The organism is Paenibacillus sp. D9, from assembly GCF_001188365.1.
Lineage (GTDB): Bacteria > Bacillota > Bacilli > Paenibacillales > Paenibacillaceae > Paenibacillus_O > Paenibacillus_O humicus.
The window spans coordinates 657,309-675,716 of record NZ_JZEJ01000001.1; the positions used below are offsets into that span (position 1 = coordinate 657,309).

Genomic DNA, 18,408 nt, shown 5'->3' on the forward strand with positions numbered 1-18,408 from the left:
CCGCGCCGCGGCTGCGCTGCTGGCGCCGCATCCGGCGCTTGCCGGCGCGGCCGACGCGATGCTCGCCCGCGCGGCGCGCCTCGGCGCGAGCCGCTTCACGATCGCGCTGTTCGGCGCCTTCAGCGCCGGCAAGTCCTCGCTCGCCAACGCCTTGATCGGCGAGCGCGCGCTGCCGGTATCGCCGAATCCGACGACGGCGGCGATCAACCGCATCCTCGCTCCGACGCCGGAGCAGCCGCATGGCACGGCCCGCGTTTCGATGAAGTCGCGGGATGATCTGCTCGACGATCTGCGCTACTCGCTGTCGCTGCTCGGCGAAGACGCTTCCGCCGCCGGCGAAGAGGAGCTGCTGCGCCGGATGGGAGCCTTGCAGCCCGACGGCGTCCACGCCGCCGGACGGCCGCATTACAGCTTTCTCAAAGCGGCGCTTGCCGGCTGGCCGGAGCTCTCGCCGCTGCTCGGACAGGAGCTGCGCGTCGGCGAGGAAGAATACAGGCGCTACGTAGCGGAAGAAAGCCGCTCCTGCTTCGTCCGCGAAATCGAGCTGTATTACAGCTCGCCGCTGACCGACCAGGGCATCGTGCTCGTGGACACCCCGGGGGCCGATTCCGTCAACGCCCGCCATACGGGAGTAGCGTTCAACTACATCAAAAATGCCGACGCGATCCTGTTCGTCACCTATTACAATCATGCCTTCTCGCAAGCCGACCGGCAGTTCCTGATGCAGCTGGGCAGGGTGAAGGACCAGTTCGAGCTCGACAAAATGTTCTTCCTCGTCAACGCGGCCGATCTGGCTTCCTCGGAAGGGGAGCTGAAGGACGTGCTCGGCCATGTGGAGAGCAATCTGCTGCAGCATGGCATCCGGTTCCCGCGGCTGTATCCGGTCTCGAGCCTGCTCGGCTTGCAGGGCAAGCAGTCCGGGGACAACGAGAAGCTGGAGCAATCCGGCCTTCCGGCCTTCGAGCGCAGCTTCCTCTCCTTCACGCGCGACGAGCTCGGCTCGCTGGCCGTGCAGGCGGCGGACATGGAGATCAGCCGCTCCGTCTCCGTCATCGACAGCTGGCTCGCCGCTGCCGAAGGCGATGCAGGCAGCCGGGCTGCGGAGCTCCGGCGGCTTCAGGAGCTTGCAGCCGAAGCTCGGCAGCTGCCGAACGAAGCCCGCGAGAACGTGCCGGCCGCAGAGCTGGACAAGGAGCTGCAGGAGCTGTTCTATTACATCCAGCAGCGGATTCAGTACGGTTTCGGCGAGTTTTACCAATACGCCTTCAATCCTGCGAGCCTGCAGGACGACGGACGGGATTTGCGGCGCGCGGTATGGACCTCGTGGCTGGAGCTGCAGCGCATGCTGCAGATGGAGCTCTCCCAAGAGCTGCTGGCGACGACGCTTCGGCTGGAGAGCGCCGGCAACGCGCTCATCCGCAAGCGCTACGAGGAGAGCGCCGCGAAGCTCAAGGACCGTCTTCCCGGCTTCATGCCGGAACCGTTCGAAAGCATCGCCTTCCCGTCTCCGCCGGAGCCTTCCCCGTGGAAATGCGATTCCGTGGAGGCCAAATGGCTGTATGGAATGTTCCGCAACCCGCGGAGCTTCTTTGAGGGAGAAGGCAAGAAGAAGCTGCGCGACGAGCTGGAGGCGAAGCTTGGAGCATCCATCCGCGAATGGATGGATGCCGCCGGCCAAGACTGGAAGGCGGCCTATGCCTCCCGGCTTGCAACCGGCCTTGAAGAGGTCATGTCGGCTTTGTCGGAAGCCTTTATCCGATATTCCGACGGAACAAGGCTGTCGCTCCAGGACAACAGCGGCCTCGAATCGCTGCGCGAGATGCGCGGCGGATTGGATCGTCTGCAAGCTGCGATATGACCGCCATCTTTTTTCCAGCACGGCCTCCATGTGGAGGCCGTGCTTTTCTTTTCTTCCTTAGAGCAGCGCATCCAGGGCCGTTCTTCTTTTTGTTCCGCAGAGCAGCCCGTCCATGCCAGGCGGACGATACTATATCGCCAAAGCCGTGAAACCCGGCTGAATCCGGCCTTCTATCACCCTCCTAATTATTCCGCTGCATGCATTCCGGTAAAGAACAAATTAATCCGTTTTCAACAAAAAGACTCTCTATAAGCTTATTTTGGAGCAAATGTGTCCTACGAGTGACAATAACGTGATTATTCGGAGAATACCCCCTCTCCCGCTTCCCTCACTATCGCTGAACGGGGCAGAGGTGGATATTCGGCTTCTGAAGGCGTTTGCCGGAGGAGATGGATGCTGATAACATTCATCCATATTGCAAGGATTTCCATCACCAAACCTAACAAATGGGGGAGACATCAACTTGGAGGTTTTCAAGAATCTCAAGCCGTTTTACTGGGTCGAGCGAAAGTTCATCTTCGCCTCGATCCTGTGCCTGGCCTGCGCGACGGCGCTCGGCCTGGTATATCCGAACCTGCTTCGGTACCTGATCGACGACGTCATCCAGACGAAGAATTGGGGAGTCGTGCCTGCGCTGTCCCTGACCGTCGTCGGCGTCGTGTCGCTGAAGGGATGCCTCAACTTTCTGAGCGGCTTTTTCGGCGGCAGGCTCGGCAACCGCGTCGCTTACCGGATGCGGAACGCTTCCTACGCCAAGCTTCAGGAGCTCAGCTTTCCTTATTACGACACGGCCAAAACCGGGGATCTGATGTCCCGCCTGACCGCGGACCTCGAGGCGATCCGCCAGTTCGTCGGCTTCGGCTTCGCCCAGATTCTGAATACGGTGCTCATGATCCTGTTCGGCGGCATCATGATGCTCAGCATCGACTGGCAGCTGACGCTGATGACGCTCGTCACGATTCCGCTGCTCGCCTTCGCGGCGATCCGCTTCGAGAAGAACATCCACCCCGCCTTCCGCGAGATGAGGCAGGCGCTCAGCCATCTGACGACGGCGGTCCAGGAGAACATCACCGGCGTCCGCACGGTCAAATCCTTCGCCAGGGAATCGCATGAGGTGGAGAAATTCTCGGTGCGCAGCACCGCCTATCAGAACAACCAGGTCGGAGCCGCGACCATCTGGGCGCGCTTTTTCCCGCTCATGGAGCTGCTGGCCAATATCGGCGTCGTCATCCTGCTCGTAGCCGGGGGGCTGCGGGTCATCGACGGGCCTCTGACGCTTGGGGAGCTTGTCGCCTTCTTCAGCATGATCTGGTACATCATCGGTCCGATGTGGAACATCGGCTTCCTCATCAACAACTACACGCAGTCCAAGGCTTCCGGGGAGCGCGTGCTTGAACTTCTCCATTCCTACGTCCATGTGAAAAGCGTCGAGGACGCGGTCGTCCTCGACAAGGATACGATCAAAGGCCATGTCCGGTTTGAAAACGTCACCTTCTCTTATGCGGACAAGGAGCCTGCCCTGCGGGACATCAGCTTCGACGCCCCTCCGGGCAAGGTGATCGGCCTGCTGGGCGGCACAGGCTCCGGCAAGAGCACGATCATCCAGCTGCTGATGCATGCCTACAACGTCAAGCAGGGCCGCATCACGGTCGACGGCTTCGATATCCGCAACGTCGACGTCCAGAGCCTGCGCAGCCAGATCGCGACCGTCTTCCAGGAAACCTTCCTGTTCTCGGCCTCGATCCGCGACAACATCGCTTATGCCAACAAGGACGCTACGATGGAGGAGATCGAACGCGCGGCCAAGCTGTCCAAAGCCCATGAATTCATCATGGAGCTGCCGCTCGGCTACGACACGCTCGTCGGCGAGCGCGGCATGGGCCTCTCGGGCGGCCAGAAGCAGCGGATCGCGATTGCCCGGGCCTTGATCCGCAATCCGCATATCCTCGTGCTCGACGACGCTACGAGCGCGGTCGACATGGAAACCGAGCATGAGATCCAGGCCGGCTTCAAGGAACTGATGCGGGGCCGGACGACGTTCATCATCGCCCACCGCATCAGCTCGCTCAAGGACGCCGACGAAATTCTCGTCCTGGACGGAGGCCGGATCACCCAGCGCGGCACCCATCAGCAGCTGATCCGCCAGCAAGGTCCTTACCGCGACGTCTACAACATCCAGTACGCCGACCGTCCGCAAAGCGGCGAAGACGAGCCGGCCGTGAAGGGAGGAACGGCATAATGGCAAGCAAGAAGAAGGACATCCTTGCGGAAACCGGCCAGGCGGGAAGCCTGGACGGACAAATGCAGGCCGCGGCGGAATCCCAGCGCCAGCGGTTCAAGTACCAGGATGACGACATCATCGAGAAGCCGTTCAACTGGAAGCAGATCGGACGCCTGTTCGGCTACATGAAGCCGTATTACCGCCAGCTCATCCCGATGGTGTTCATGATGCTGCTCGGCACGTTCACGCGCCTGGCCGCTCCGGCCGTCATCATCCTGGCCATCGACGACGCCATCGGCAAAAACGACAAGAGCATGCTGCTCATGTACGGCGGCGTCATGCTGGCTCTCTACATCATCCAATGGATTGCGAACGCGATCCGGATCAAGTATACGAACATTATCGGACAGAAGGTCATCTTCGACCTGCGGCAGCAGCTGTTCGAGCATATCCAGAAGCTCAGCTTCCGCTTCTTCGACAAGCGCCCGGCCGGCTCCGTGCTCGTGCGCGTCACCAACGACGTCAACTCGCTGCAGGACCTGTTCACGAGCGGAGTCGTCAACCTGCTCATGGACTGCATCCAGCTCGTCGGCATCGTGGCGATTCTGCTCCTCTGGAACTTCAAGCTCGGCCTCGCCGTCATGATCACGGTTCCGCTCATGTTCGTCGTCTCGACGGCTCTGCGCAAGCGGATCCGCTTCGCCTGGCAGGACGTCCGGATCAAGCAGTCCCGCCTCAATTCCCATCTCAACGAAGCGATCCAGGGAATGAAGGTGACGCAGGCTTACGTCCAGGAGAAAGAAAACTACAAGTTCTTCGACAATATGAACACGGTCAACCTGAACAGCTGGAACCGCGCATCGGCGCTCAACCAGACGTTCGGTCCGGTCATCGAAATCACCTCGGCGATCGGCACGCTGATTCTGTTCTGGTACGGCTCCCATCTCATCCAGGTCGGAGCGATCACGATCGGCGTGCTCGTCGGCTTCGCCAACTACGTGGGCAACTTCTGGGATCCCATCAACCGGCTTGGCCAGATGTACTCCCAGCTGCTCGTCGCGATGGCGAGCTCGGAGCGAATCTTCGAGTTCATCGACGAGGATCCGACCGTCAAGGAAAGCGGCCGCGCCCGCCTGCTGACCGGCATCAAGGGCGATGTCAGCTTCGAGAATATTGTCTTTGAATATGAAAAGGGCCGCCCGGCCTTGAAAGGCATCTCGCTGGAGGCTCGCGCGGGCCAGTCGATCGCCCTCGTCGGGCATACGGGCTCAGGCAAAAGCACGATCATCAATCTGCTCTGCCGATTCTACGATCCGGTGGAAGGCAGGGTGACGATCGACGGCACCGACATCCGCGACGTCACCCTCGAAAGCTTGCGCACGCAGGTCGGCATCGTGCTTCAGGACACGTTCATCTTCTCCGGCACGATCCGCGACAACATCCGCTTCGGGCGGCTGAACGCGACCGACGAGGAGGTGGAGATGGCGGCGCGCGCCGTGCATGCCCATGATTTCATCGCCAGCCTTCCCGACGGCTACGACACCGAGGTCCAGGAGCGCGGCAGCGTGCTGTCGATGGGCCAGCGGCAGCTGCTCAGCTTCGCCCGGGCGCTGCTCGCCGATCCGGCGATTCTCATCCTCGACGAGGCGACGGCGAGCATCGACACCGAGACGGAGCTCAAAATTCAAGAAGCGCTCAAGACGCTGCTGGCCGGCCGCACGAGCTTCATCATCGCTCACCGTCTCTCTACGATCCGCCACTGCGACAATATCATCGTGCTGGATCACGGGCGCATCGTCGAGCAGGGCGACCATGCCCAGCTGATGCTGTACGGAGGCGTGTACCGCGGGCTCATCGATGCCCAGTACCGGTTCCTCTCCGCCTAGGCGAGCGGCTGGAGGAGAGGCGCCAAGGCTGCTTCCAAGCCGTAGGCTTCAGGATAGATCCCTTCCCTCCGCTAAGCCGCATTGGCAGGAATAAAGCTCGTTTCAAGCCTTGATTCGCTCATGCAAAGCGGGACATGCACCGATAAGGTCCGTTCCGAGCCTGCTCCTTATTTTTCCAGGCTGAGCTTTGGGGACGGAATGATCATTTGCGATTCACCTGCCGAATGCGGCAGCGAACGATTAGAAAAGACCCGGGATCGGCAGAGCGCGCTCTGCCGATCCCGGGTCTTCCCTTTTTTTCTCGTTCAAACAATGACGGCTTCCTGATGCGGAACAGCTGCCTTATACTCTTGGCTGAATCGTTTCGCGTGCATCGCAGCTTCAGGCACCGATTCATCGTTCCCTAGGCGATCCAAGAGCTCATCAGCATAGGTTTCTCCATAAGGCAAGCTTGATTTTTCGATAGACAGCATCCACAATAAGATGACATTCGTCTCGGTATACATTGCCATGGAGGCAGATGCCATCAACGCCATTATATAGGGGGTATCATCATGTCCTACGGTTCTCCGCTCTCTTCGCGGGCCCGCAAAATGCTTCTGCTCGGTTCAGGCGAGCTCGGCAAGGAAGTGATTATCGAAGCGCAGCGTCTGGGAGTCGAGACGGTCGCCGTCGACCGGTATGCAGACGCTCCCGCCATGGGCGTCGCCCATCGCTCCCATGTCATCGATATGCTGGATCCGGAGCAGCTCCGGAATCTGATCAAGCTGGAGAAGCCCGACCTCATCGTTCCGGAAATCGAAGCGATCGCCACCTCCACTCTCGTAGAGCTGGAGCAGGAGGGCTTCAAGGTCGTTCCGACGGCAAGAGCCGCCAGGCTGACGATGGACCGGGAGGGCATCCGCAGGCTCGCAGCCGAGACGCTGCGCCTGCCGACAGCGCCGTACCGGTTCGCCGACTCCTACGAGGAGATGCGCGACGCCGTGCTGGAGCTCGGACTGCCATGCGTCATCAAGCCGATCATGAGCTCGTCGGGCAAAGGCCAGAGCGTCTGCCGCTCCGAAGCGGAGATCGCCAGCTGCTGGAATTACGCCATGGAAGGCGGACGCGCCAAGAAGAAACGCGTTATCGTCGAAGGCTTCGTCCATTTCCAATCCGAAATCACGCTGCTCACGGTCCGTTCCGTATCGGGCACGGTCTTCTGCGAGCCGATCGGCCATGTGCAGAAGGACGGCGATTATATCGAATCGTGGCAGCCTCACGGCATGAGCGCCGCCCAGCTGGAGCAGTCGGAGCATATCGCCAGGCAGATCACGGACGCTCTCGGCGGCTGGGGCTTGTACGGAGTCGAGCTGTTCCTGACGGAAGAGGGCGTCCTGTTCAGCGAAGTGTCGCCGCGGCCGCATGATACGGGCATGGTCACGATGGCCACCCAGGACCTGTCCGAATTCGCGCTGCATGTGAGGGCGATTCTCGGCTTCCCGGTTCCTTCTGTCCGTCTGCTGTCCCCTGGAGCGAGCCATACGCTCAAGGCGACCCGGGACCACCGCGATTTCACGATCGAAGGCCTGGAGGACGCGCTTGCGGTTCCATCGACTCAAGTTCGGGTGTTCGGCAAGCCCGACACGAGAAAGGGCCGCCGCATGGCGGTAGCGCTCAGCACCGCCTCGAATGCCGAGGAAGCGAGAGCTCTCGCCAGATCCGCCGCCGAAGCTTTATCCGTCCGCTACAACGATTGATTTGCCGGCGTCGCCGGCAGCTCGGCGCATGCACAGCCGTTCCGGTTCTCCTGCTTCAAGGAGAATCCCGGAGCGGTTTTTTCATGTCGCTCCCGATGCGGGACCTTAGGGTGTCAAAAGCCGGAAATCATTGTGCTGGCTTTATTTGCAAATTCTTGTCGAAAGCCTTATTTTTAAGTACAAAGCGTCGTAAATTAAAAAACGGTAAATGAGTCAAGGGGGAAAAGAGAATGGATTCCAGCCGGTTATGGCGGATTCTTGGCACCGGCTCGCTTGCAGCCACGCTGCTGCTCGGCGGAGGCTTTGTTTATGCCGTTCAGGACATGCTCGGCAGCGGAAGCGGGCTGACAGCTCCGGCAAAAAAGCCCGTCCTCGCGGAGACGGGCGGTTCCTTCGCAGCGGCTTCAACCATTTATGTGACCGCGCTGGGGGATTCCTTGACGAAAGGCGTCGGGGACAACACCGGCGAAGGGTATGTGAAGCAGGTGATCAAAGGCCTCGGCCAGGCGACAGGAAAACCGGTTCAGCAAATCAACAACTTGGCTGTCGCCGGCCTGACGGCCAGCGAGCTGGACGAAATGCTGGAAAAGGACCAGGGGATGGCCTACCCGATCCGGCAGGCGAACCTGATTTTGCTCACGATCGGAGGCAACGACTTGTTCCGGTCTGCATTGTCGCAAGCGGAGGAAGGCAATGCATCCGATATTTCGGTGGAAAGCGTCGCGTCGCGCATTCCGGAAGCCATTGCATCGTTCAAGAGCGTGATCGGCCGGATCCGCGCCATCAATCCGGACGCGACCATCGCTTATGCCGGCCTATATAATCCATTCTACGACATTCCCGAATTGAAAGAAGGAATCGTTCCCGTACAGAAATGGAACGACGAGGCTTTCGCCGTCCTGAGCAAGGACCCGCATGCGGTTCTCGTTCCGGTGCTGGATCTGTTCCAGCTGCATGGCTCCGGCTATTTGTCCTCCGACCATTTTCATCCCAATCACGAAGGCTATGAGAGAATCTCGGACCGCATCATCCAGTCGCTGAGCTGAATGAAGAGAATCGCCGGATGATTCGGAAACAGGGAACGGACCCAGATATAGAGGATCAGGACAGGAGGCGGCCATCGTGACGATAGAGTACAAAATCAGGAAGCTTGATCAGGAAAAGGAGGTCTTGCCGCAGAAGCTGGAGCTGGAGCCGGAACCGGACGGAAGGGACAAGCGCCTGTCCGAAGCGGCGACCGTGCTGTCCGTGCGCGGACTGAAGAAGAAAATCCGGGGAACATGGATTATCCATCAAGTGGATTTCGACGTGAAGGCCGGCGAGATTTTCGGATTTCTCGGGCCGAACGGCTCCGGCAAGACGACGACGATCCGCATGCTCGTCGATCTCATCAAGCCGACGGAAGGGGAAGTGCTGATCGGAGGGCACAGCGTGCAGCGGAATCCCGAGCGGGCGCTCGCCGAGGTCGGCTCCATCGTCGAAAATCCGGAGATGTATCCGTTCATGAGCGGATGGGAGAATTTGGAGCATTTTGCCCGCATGCAGAGAGGGATCGACAAAAACCGCATCCGCGAGGTGGCGGAGATCGTCCGGCTCGACGACCGCATCCATGACAAGGTCAAAACCTACTCGCTCGGCATGCGCCAAAGGCTCGGCATCGCGCAGGCGCTGCTGGGGCGTCCCAAGCTTCTCATTCTCGACGAGCCTACGAACGGCTTGGATCCGAAGGGAATCAAGGAGCTGCGCGAATTCATCCGGATGCTGGCGGACAGCGGCATCAGCCTGTTCATCTCCAGCCATCTGCTGAGCGAGATCCAGCTGATGTGCGACCGGGTCGCGATCATCGCCGGCGGGCGCGTGCTGTCGGTTGGACGAGTGGACGAGCTGGTGGCGCAAGCCGGCTCCTATGTGCTGTGGAAGACCGACCGGCCTGCGGAGGCGGAGAGCCTCCTGCTCCAGGAGCCGCAGCTGCGTATTCTGAGGGAAGGCGAATACCGGATGGACGAGAGCGCGCTCGCTCATCTGGAGGGAGCTGTCGTCACGACCGTCCCCGAGGCTGTGCTGCCCGGACTTGTCGCCCGCCTCGCGGGAGCGGGCATCGCCATCCATGCGGTGCAGCGCGTCGCGCCAACGCTCGAAGAGATGTTCCTGACGCTGACGGAGGAGAATGAATCGTGAGAGACCTGCTGCCGCTGATCCAGAATGAAACCTTGAAAATTTGGAAAAAGAAACGGTTCTATGTTATCCTTCTTATTCTACTGGTGCTGATTCCGATCTTTACTTATGCGCAGATGAGGGTGTCGCAGACCAACGCCGTCCACTTCAAGGATTGGCGCAACCAGATCCAGCAGCAGATTACGGATCTGCAGAATACGCTGGCCAGCGACAGGGTGCCCGAGGAGTGGAAGAAATACGACCGCATCGAGATTCTCCGCCTGCAGTATTATCTCGATCACGACGTGAATCCAAGCAGTCCGGACGCCGTTTCGTTCACCAGGCAGTTCATGGCGAGCTCCGTCTCGCTCTTCTTCCCTCTAATGATTTTGGCGATCGCCTCCGATCTAGTATCGGGAGAGCGCTCGAGCGGCACGATCAAGATGCTGCTGACGCGGCCGGTGAAGCGCTGGAAGATCCTCATGAGCAAGCTTGTCGCCCTGACGCTGTACGTATCGCTCGCGATCGTAGCGACAGGAGCGGTCTCCTACCTCATATCGGGCGCCGTATTCGGCTACGGAGGCTGGACGATGCCGGTGTTCACGGGCTTCGGCGTCCAGGGCGGCACGATCGACGCCAGCGGCGTGCATGCGGTGCCGCAGTGGCTGTACCTGTTCATGCAGAGCGGGCTGATCTGGGTGTCCTGCATGACCGTCGCCGTCTTGTCGCTCATGGTTTCCGTGCTGCTGAGAAGCACCGCTGCCAGCATCGTGACGATGATGGCAGCCGTCATTTCCGGCACGATCCTTTCCGGCATGACATCCTCCTGGGAGAGCGCGAAATATTTGTTTTCGGTGAACATCGACCTGACCGATTACCTCGAAGGGGTGCCGGCGCCGATCGACGGCATGAATCTCGTTTTTTCGCTAGGCGTGCTCGCGGCATGGTCCGCGGCGGCTTTGGCCGTATCTTTCGGCATCTTTACGAAACAGGACATCTTGAATTAAAATAGCTAAGATTCTCGGAAGCGCATCGATTCCCGCCCGGCGGGACGCTCCGGGCACAGGCTTCACAACGAAAAGGGGGACGCGTATGGCCGAACAACTGGACCTCTACGCAACCGAAGCGGCGAATACGGCGACAGGCAGCCCTTCCTATGGCGCGGACGACATTCAGATCCTGGAGGGGCTGACCGCGGTGCGCAAGCGCCCCGGCATGTACATCGGCAGCACGACCAATTCAGGTCTGCATCATCTCGTCTGGGAGATCGTGGACAACGCCGTCGACGAGCATTTGGCCAAATACTGCACGGATATCAACGTCACGCTGCACAAGAACGGCTCGGTGACGGTTCACGATAACGGCCGGGGAATTCCGACCGGCATGCACAAGACGGGCATTCCTACGCCTCAGGTCGTCTTTACGATCCTCCACGCCGGAGGCAAGTTCGGCGGCGGCGGCTACAAGAAGTCAGGCGGCCTTCACGGCGTCGGAGCCTCGGTTACGAACGCGCTTTCGGAATGGCTCGAGGTGGAGATCTTCCGCGACGGCAAGATACATAAACAGCGCTTCGAGTACTGGGTGGACAAGGACGGCAAGGAGCATGTCGGCGAGCCGGTCACGGGTCTCGAGGTGACGGGGACGACGCGCCAGACGGGCACGAAGGTCACGTTCAAGCCGGATTCCCGAGTGTTTCACGGCCATACGTCGCTGAGCTTCGACACCCTTTCGGACCGGCTGCAGGAGATCGCATTCCTCAACTCCGGCCTCAAGGTCGTGCTTAAGGACGAGCGCACGGGCAGCGAGAACGTCTTCCACTACGAAGGCGGCGCCAAGCAGTTCGTCGAGTTCCTGAACGAGGAGAAGTCGGTGCTTCACGAAACGGTGCATTTCAGCGCGGAGAAGGACGACATCGAGGTCGAAGTCGCGCTGCAGTACAACGACGGCTACACGGAGACGATCGTCAGCTTCGTGAACTCGATCCCTACCCGCGGCGGCGGCACGCACGAGACCGGCTTCAAGACCGCGTATACCCGCGTCTTGAACGATTATGCCCGGCGCACGGCGATGATCAAGGAGAAGGACAAGAATCTCGAGGGCGGCGACCTGCGCGAAGGCATGATGGCCGTCATCAACATCAAGATGTCCGAGGTCGAGTTCGTCGGCCAGACGAAGGACCAGCTCGGCAGCTCCTCCGCGAGAAGCGCCGTCGACGCGGTCGTCGCGGACAAGATGGCTGTCTTCCTGGAGGAGAACCCGCAGGTCGGCCAGATGCTCCTGAAAAAGGCGATCCAGGCTTCGAAGGCCCGCGAGGCGGCGCGCAAGGCGAGGGACGAGATCCGCAGCGGCAAGAAGCGCAGCGAAAGCTCCAACCTCGGCGGCAAGCTGACGCCGGCCCAGTCCAAGGATTCCACGCGCAACGAGCTGTTCATCGTCGAGGGCGATTCCGCCGGCGGCTCCGCCAAGCAAGGACGCGATTCCAAGATCCAGGCGATTCTGCCGCTCAAGGGCAAGCCGATGAATCCGGAGAAGGCCCGCCTGGCCGACATCCTCAAGAACGACGAGTACAAGGCGATCATCGCGGCGATCGGCGCAGGGGTCGGACCTGAGTTCGAAGCATCCGAATGCAATTACAGCAAAATCATCATCATGACGGATGCCGATACCGACGGCGCCCACATCCAGGTGCTGCTGCTGACGTTCTTCTACCGCTACATGAAGCCGCTCATCGACGCCGGCAAGATCTACATCGCGCAGCCGCCGCTCTACAAGATGAGCCGCAAATCCGGCAAGCTGGAGACGGTCCGGTACGCCTGGACCGACGAGCAGCTGCAGAATTACAGCAAGGAAATGGGCAAGAACTACGAGCTGCAGCGGTACAAGGGACTCGGCGAGATGAACCCCGACCAGCTGTGGGAAACGACGATGAACCCGGATTCGCGCACGCTGCTGCAGGTACGGATCGAGGACGCGGCCAAGGCCGAAAGGCGCGTATCGACGCTTATGGGCGACAAGGTCGACCCGCGCAAGCGCTGGATCATCGACAATGTGGACTTCAGGGAATACGAGGAATAGGGGGATACACCCATGAGCACGAGCGAGCAGTTTTTGCCGGCTTTCCTCGAGGAAGTCGTCGGCGACCGATTCGGTCGCTATTCCAAATATATTATCCAGGACCGCGCCATTCCGGATGTCAGGGACGGCCTGAAGCCGGTCCAGAGGCGCATCCTGTATGCGATGTACGATTCCGGCAATACGCCGGACAAGCCTTACCGCAAATCCGCCAAAACCGTCGGCGACGTGATGGGCAACTATCATCCGCATGGCGACTCCTCGATTTACGAGGGCATGGTGCGGATGGCACAGCCTTGGAAGATGGGGCATACGCTCGTCGACGGCCACGGCAACTGGGGCTCGATCGACGACGATCCCGCGGCGGCGATGCGTTATACGGAAGCGCGCCTGTCGAACATCGCGATGGAGCTGCTGCGCGATATCGAGAAGCGCACCGTCCTCTTCAAGGACAACTTCGACAATACCGCCAAGGAGCCGGTCGTGCTTCCCGCCCGCTACCCGAATCTGCTGGTCAATGGAGTCAGCGGGATCAGCTCGGGCTTTGCGACGGAAATTCCGCCGCACAACCTCCGCGAGGTGATCGATGCCTGCATCGCGCTCATGCTGGACGGCAGCCTTGAGGTCTCCGACCTGATGGGCATCATGAAAGGGCCGGATTTCCCGACAGGCGGCATCATCATGGGCGAGGACGGCATCCGCGAGGCGTATACGAACGGCAAGGGCCGCATCCATCTGCGCTCCCGCACCGAAGTGGAGGAGCTGCGGGGCGGCAAGAAGCAGATCGTCGTCACGGAAATTCCTTACCAGGTCGTCAAGTCGCGTCTTGTGACAGCGATGGAGAACATCCGCCTGGAGAAGAAGGTCGACGGCATCGCCGAGGTGCGGGACGAGAGCGGCCGCGAAGGCATGCGCATCGTCATCGAGCTGAAGAAAGACGCCGACGCCGAAGGCATCCTGGCTTATCTGCTCAAAAAGACCGACCTGCAGGTGACCTACAACTTCAACATGGTCGCGATCGTCAACAAGGCTCCGCGCCAAATGGGGATCAAGGAGATTCTGTCGGCCTATATCAGCCACCAGAAGGAAGTCGTCACTTTCCGGACGCGCTTCGAGCTGGAGAAGGCGGAAGACCGCGCCCATGTGCTGGAAGGGCTCGTCAAGGCGCTCAACATCCTCGACGAAGTCATCGCCAGCATCAAAGCTTCCAAAAACCGTTCGGATGCCCAGAACAACCTGATGCTGCAGTTCGGCTTCAGCGAGCGCCAGGCGGACGCGATCCTGACGCTCCAGCTGTACCGGCTGACGAATCTGGAGATTACTTCGCTGGAGAAGGAGCTGCGCGAGCTGGCCAAAAAGATCCAGTATCTTCGCTCCATTCTGGACAGCGAGCGCAAGCTGATCAAGGTCATTCAGGACGAGCTGACGGAGATCCGGGAGAAATACGGCATTGACCGCCGCTCGGAGCTGCGCGGCGAGGTGGAGGAGCTCAAGGTCGGACTTGAAGTGCTCGTGAGCGCGGAGGACGTGCTCGTGGCGATCAGCCGCGAGGGTTATGTGAAGCGCACCGGCATGCTCAGCTTCACCCGCTCCGGCGGCGAGATCGATGCCTCCGGCGTCAAGGACGGGGATTCCATCCGTTATCTGCTGGAGGCGAGCACGATCGACAGCCTGCTCGTCTTCACCCGCAAGGGAAGCTACTACATGCTTCCTGTCCATGCGATTCCGGAATTCAAATGGAAGGATGCGGGCACCGCGATCGTCAACGTCATCCCGATTCCGAAGGATGACGGCATCGTCGCCGTCATTCCGGTGAAGGACATCCAGAAGCCGGGCGAATCGCTGTTCTTCTTCACCCGCAAAGGACAGGTGAAGCGTACGGAGCTCAAGGAGTACGCGACCAACCGTTCCACGGCAGTCGCAGCGTGCAAGGTCGCGGACGGAGATGAAATCGTGGCCGTCATGCAATCGCGCGGCGCCAGCCATCTGCTGCTCGTGAGCAAGCTGGGCTCGGCCATCCGCTTCCCGGCGGAAGAGGTCAGTCCGATGGGACGCGTCTCCGGAGGCGTGCGCGGCATGCAGTTCAAGGAAGGCGACGAGCTGGCCGCGGCGCTTGAGGTGAGCCGGGAAGACGAAGGCGAGATTCTCGTCATCAGCGACCTCGGCTACGGCAAGCGCAGCCTGCTGGCCGACTACCCGGTGCAAGGGCGCGGAGGCAAGGGCGTGCAGTCGTTTGAATTCAAGGAAGGCAAGCGGGTCAAGCCCAACGGCAGCCGGCTTGCAGGCGCCTGGTACTGCCGTCAGCCTCGCGAGCTGAACGTGCAGCTCTCCAGCGGAAGCGTGCAGCGCTTCCTGACGGAGAAGACGCCGATCGAGGACCGCAGATCGATCGGGCGGCAGCTTGCTCAGGTCGAGAAGAACGACTCCGTGCAGCAGCTGTATGCCCGTCCAGAGCTTGGACAAGGCTGATTCAGCCGCAGAAAATCAAGCAGCAAACGAAGCCCGACCGGCTTAAGCAAGCCGGTCGGGCTTTTCGTATTCGAAAGCAGGCATCGCTCTTTTTGGATGAAAGCGCCGTCCCAGCTCTGCCAGTTCTGTCAGCTCTGCCAGCTCTGTCTGCGCTCAGTCGAACGGCCGGTCCTCGGAAGGCTCAAGTCGGTCGATAACCTGTAAAAGCGCATCCAGCAAAACCCACATCGGAACCGGCTCATCCGGCTTCTCCAGCCAGACCGAGTCTTTGATGATTCCGTATGCGCGTATTTTGCGGATCACGGATTCCTTATGCTCTTCCACGGTTACCACCCTTTCGCCTTCGCTCGAAGTTCTTCTCTGCAGTCTATGTCAGAGTGTGTCTAATGGTTCGGAATGGTATCGATTAAGGTCTGCAATTATTAATCCGATTAACCTTTCTTTCGACATTTTCAGATGGTATAATTTAGGATAGGAATCAGCAATAGGACTTGCCCGGGCTTCCTGCGGACGAGCCTGGCCAACTGAACAGATTGGGGTTGAAGTCGTTGTCGGTTATGATTACGGAGGATTTCGCCAAATTGTGGATGAAGCTTTCAAGGGAGTGGAAAACCCATCTGGAAGACAGCCTGCTGCCGAACTTGACGGAAGGCCAGCTCAACGCGCTCGAGCTGCTGATCAAGCATCAGCCGATGAAGCCGTCCGAGCTGCTGCAGCATCTCCATACGACGCCGGCTGCCATCACGACGCTGCTCGACCGGATGGAGCGCGGCGGCCTGATCGAGCGTGGCCGGGATCTGGCCGACCGCCGGATCGTCTGGGTGACGGTTACCGAGCATGGGGAGAAGGAAGCCGCGCGCGGCATGGAAGTCAGGGAAGCCTTCATCCGCGGTGCTCTGGACCGGATCTCTTCCCACAACCAGCAGCTGCTGGTCTATCTGCTTGGCAAAGTAGCGAACGCCGGTTAAAGCCGGCGTTCGCTTTTCAATTCGGAAGCCTCGCTGCCTGCTTCAGGAAGATGATTTCGGCGGCAGCAGCTCGACCAGATACGGACGCGAGCCGTTCTCTGCTTTCATGGTGAAATAACCTTTGCCCGGCTCCAGCTTCACTTTCGTTCCATCCGGCTTGGTTCCATAAGCAGGCATGGCGAAGCGGACATCAAAGGATCCGAAAGCAAGCTTTCCCTTGAAGATCGTCAGATTGACGTTTGTAGATTTCACGGCGAGAGACGTCCAGCAGACGATCAAATCGCCGGAAGGTTCGTCGCCGCCGTTGTTTCCTTTCAAATGGACCGTCTGACCGATGACAATGGGATGGGGGGAAATGTCCATGAAAGGAAGCACCTTCAAAGCATTGAAGTCCTTGACGGCCGCAGAATCGTTCAGGACGAGGCTGTCCTTTCCTCCGGTCGCTCCGTATACGAGCTTGCTGCCGGAAGCGGCATACAGCGACGTGCCGTCCCCTTGGTTGAACGAGATGGTCATGCCGTGGAAAAACTGATCGTCGGGCACTTTGGCAACGGTCTCCCGGACTCCTTTTGCGGCGAATTTCTTCAGAATGCCGCAGACAGTGGCGATAGACGCCTTATCGTTCGGGTTGGCTCCGTTGAGAGAGATGTAGACGGTATCGGCATCCTGCATGGAGACGGATTTGACCGTCTTGCTGGAGCAATCGGCCGCGAGCTCATCCACAGTACGCGGCTTCGGCAGGCTCTGCCGTTCCTTTTCGTAGGAAGGACGGAGGTAGGTAAGCCGTTCATAGTTGCCGTCCTTCCCGTCGAGAGAGCTGTCGTAAAAGAAGTCCAGCTGGCCGGCGCCCATATCGGCGGCCACCACCAGCCCGTCTCCGTTGGAAGGAATACGGTAGGCATCTTCCAGGTCCTTGCCCGAAAGAAGCTTGTCGGCCAGCACCGTAACGGTATGATCCTTGAAATCGATCAAGGTCAGCAGTCCGGTCGACATTGGCCGAACAATCATATAATCCTGCCCGATGCCATGGAGGAAATAGCGGTCTTCTTTGCCGGCAAGCTCGGCCATGTCGTATGTCTTGGCGGGGAGAGCCTTTTCATCGTACAAGGCAGCGGTTCGTCCGTCCGTCAAGATGGTATAGGAGGTCAAGCCGTCCGGACCTTCAATCTGTGTGAAGCTTGCATTGTGATCCATGAATCCTACATAGCCTGCTTTGGTCTGGACGGCGATCTTGCCGTCATGGAGAAGGAGGCTGTAGACGTCATAGCGGCTGCGGTCGGCTCCATAACGGTCCACAACGGTAATGACGCTGCCGTTCAGAAAAAATCCATTCCCCTCGAGGGAAACGGTGCCTTGGAAATCAGCCTCGACGCGGCCGGCGAGCGCGGCTGGGGAGCTTTCATCCTTGGACAGGTACAGATCCCCGCTGTCGCGGCTCAGCCACATCCGGTCATTGGGGATAGAGCGCTTGATATACTCATCGTTTCCCTTCAAGTGCAAGGACCGGCTGGGAGCATCCCACCAGATTTTGCTGCCGACGGCTTCCGACAGGAAGCGAAGCGGCACATAGATCTGGCTGTCGACCATCCGCAGCGGCCCGCTCAAAGGAACGGATTGTCCGTTCACCGTTGCAGCGGCCGCGCCGTAGGTCATTTTGACCGTTCTCTTCGGGTACTGCAGCGTGAAGGTTTTGGACGGAGAGTCCCAGGATACGAGGCAGCCCAGCAGCTCCCCGGATAACCGGAGAGGGAGATAAGCCGTCCCATTGTCCAGAAAGGGAGCGGTATTCGTTTTGACTATCTGTTCATTTACAATCAGCTTGATCGGCGCCGGGTCCGGGGCAGAGCCGGCAGCGTCAGCAGGGGACGGAAGCAAAGCAAAGCCCAGCAATGAAGCGGTCAGCAGCAGGCGGCTTCGGAAGCGGAACGGCATGTTATCGGATCAACTCGCTCTCGTTGGAACAGAATGGAAACAATCTTATCCTCTTCGACGCTGTCAGCTCTAAAAAGTTGCATGGCTGCTCATGCCGGCTGCGTACAAG

Annotated in this window: 13 protein-coding genes; 10 read left to right on the top strand and 3 right to left on the bottom strand. The window is 59.7% G+C overall.

Features of this window, described 5'->3' with window-relative positions:
* From VE23_RS26930 to VE23_RS03115, 3 genes are all read left to right on the top strand, one after another.
* Window positions 1-1,858, top strand: a 1,858-nt coding sequence (locus tag VE23_RS26930; protein WP_198156128.1) for a dynamin family protein, incomplete at its 5' end; no start/stop codon positions are given.
* A gap of 463 nt (window positions 1,859-2,321) precedes the next feature.
* Complete coding sequence (locus VE23_RS03110; RefSeq protein ID WP_049867266.1) at window positions 2,322-4,097, top strand: ABC transporter ATP-binding protein; 1,776 nt, start codon at window positions 2,322-2,324, stop codon at window positions 4,095-4,097.
* A gap of 62 nt (window positions 4,098-4,159) precedes the next feature.
* On the top strand, window positions 4,160-5,965 hold the full coding sequence (locus VE23_RS03115) for an ABC transporter ATP-binding protein (RefSeq protein WP_049869614.1): 1,806 nt from the start codon (window positions 4,160-4,162) through the stop codon (window positions 5,963-5,965).
* Between the two features lie 305 nt (window positions 5,966-6,270).
* On the opposite strand, the gene VE23_RS03120 is transcribed toward VE23_RS03115, so the two are convergent.
* Entirely contained in the window at window positions 6,271-6,501 is a 231-nt protein-coding gene (locus VE23_RS03120; protein WP_048749052.1) for a hypothetical protein, read from the bottom strand.
* A gap of 18 nt (window positions 6,502-6,519) precedes the next feature.
* On the opposite strand from VE23_RS03120, the gene purT reads away from it, so the two are divergent.
* From purT to gyrA, 6 genes are all read left to right on the top strand, one after another.
* Window positions 6,520-7,704, top strand: coding sequence for a formate-dependent phosphoribosylglycinamide formyltransferase (gene purT / locus VE23_RS03125; RefSeq protein WP_048749050.1), 1,185 nt, complete (start codon window positions 6,520-6,522; stop codon window positions 7,702-7,704).
* A gap of 230 nt (window positions 7,705-7,934) precedes the next feature.
* Window positions 7,935-8,750: a GDSL-type esterase/lipase family protein gene (locus tag VE23_RS03130; RefSeq protein ID WP_049867267.1), complete on the top strand. Its 816-nt coding sequence runs from the start codon at window positions 7,935-7,937 to the stop codon at window positions 8,748-8,750.
* A 136-nt stretch (window positions 8,751-8,886) separates the two neighbouring features.
* On the top strand, window positions 8,887-9,882 hold the full coding sequence (locus VE23_RS03135) for an ABC transporter ATP-binding protein (protein WP_373864552.1): 996 nt from the start codon (window positions 8,887-8,889) through the stop codon (window positions 9,880-9,882).
* Window positions 9,879-10,865: an ABC transporter permease gene (locus VE23_RS03140; protein ID WP_048744234.1), complete on the top strand. Its 987-nt coding sequence runs from the start codon at window positions 9,879-9,881 to the stop codon at window positions 10,863-10,865. Before VE23_RS03135 ends, VE23_RS03140 begins: the two co-directional genes overlap by 4 nt.
* Window positions 10,866-10,950: 85 nt before the next feature.
* The gene (gene parE, locus VE23_RS03145) at window positions 10,951-12,933 is read left to right on the top strand and encodes a DNA topoisomerase IV subunit B (protein ID WP_048744236.1); all 1,983 of its coding nucleotides are present in this window, start codon (window positions 10,951-10,953) and stop codon (window positions 12,931-12,933) included.
* A gap of 12 nt (window positions 12,934-12,945) precedes the next feature.
* Window positions 12,946-15,399, top strand: coding sequence for a DNA gyrase subunit A (gyrA, locus tag VE23_RS03150; protein WP_021879809.1), 2,454 nt, complete (start codon window positions 12,946-12,948; stop codon window positions 15,397-15,399).
* Between the two features lie 153 nt (window positions 15,400-15,552).
* Here the strand turns inward: gyrA and VE23_RS26325 are convergent, their stop codons facing one another.
* On the bottom strand, window positions 15,553-15,732 hold the full coding sequence (locus tag VE23_RS26325; RefSeq protein ID WP_048744240.1) for a hypothetical protein: 180 nt from the start codon (window positions 15,730-15,732) through the stop codon (window positions 15,553-15,555).
* Window positions 15,733-15,956: 224 nt separating this feature from the next.
* On the opposite strand from VE23_RS26325, the gene VE23_RS03155 reads away from it, so the two are divergent.
* Entirely contained in the window at window positions 15,957-16,367 is a 411-nt protein-coding gene (locus VE23_RS03155; protein ID WP_048744242.1) for a MarR family winged helix-turn-helix transcriptional regulator, read from the top strand.
* 42 nt (window positions 16,368-16,409) lie between these two features.
* Here VE23_RS03155 and VE23_RS03160 read toward each other — a convergent pair whose 3' ends face one another.
* Window positions 16,410-18,299: a copper amine oxidase N-terminal domain-containing protein gene (locus VE23_RS03160; protein ID WP_049867268.1), complete on the bottom strand. Its 1,890-nt coding sequence runs from the start codon at window positions 18,297-18,299 to the stop codon at window positions 16,410-16,412.
* Window positions 18,300-18,408: the final 109 nt, after the last annotated feature.

Coding starts and splice junctions, on each gene's coding strand:
- VE23_RS03115 (WP_049869614.1), top strand. CDS start 4,160: ATGCAGGCCGCGGCGGAATCCCAGCGCCAGCGGTTCAAGTACCAGGAT.
- VE23_RS03120 (WP_048749052.1), bottom strand. CDS start 6,501: ATGGCGTTGATGGCATCTGCCTCCATGGCAATGTATACCGAGACGAAT.
- purT (WP_048749050.1), top strand. CDS start 6,520: ATGTCCTACGGTTCTCCGCTCTCTTCGCGGGCCCGCAAAATGCTTCTG.
- VE23_RS03130 (WP_049867267.1), top strand. CDS start 7,935: ATGGATTCCAGCCGGTTATGGCGGATTCTTGGCACCGGCTCGCTTGCA.
- parE (WP_048744236.1), top strand. CDS start 10,951: ATGGCCGAACAACTGGACCTCTACGCAACCGAAGCGGCGAATACGGCG.
- gyrA (WP_021879809.1), top strand. CDS start 12,946: ATGAGCACGAGCGAGCAGTTTTTGCCGGCTTTCCTCGAGGAAGTCGTC.
- VE23_RS03155 (WP_048744242.1), top strand. CDS start 15,957: ATGATTACGGAGGATTTCGCCAAATTGTGGATGAAGCTTTCAAGGGAG.
- VE23_RS03160 (WP_049867268.1), bottom strand. CDS start 18,299: ATGCCGTTCCGCTTCCGAAGCCGCCTGCTGCTGACCGCTTCATTGCTG.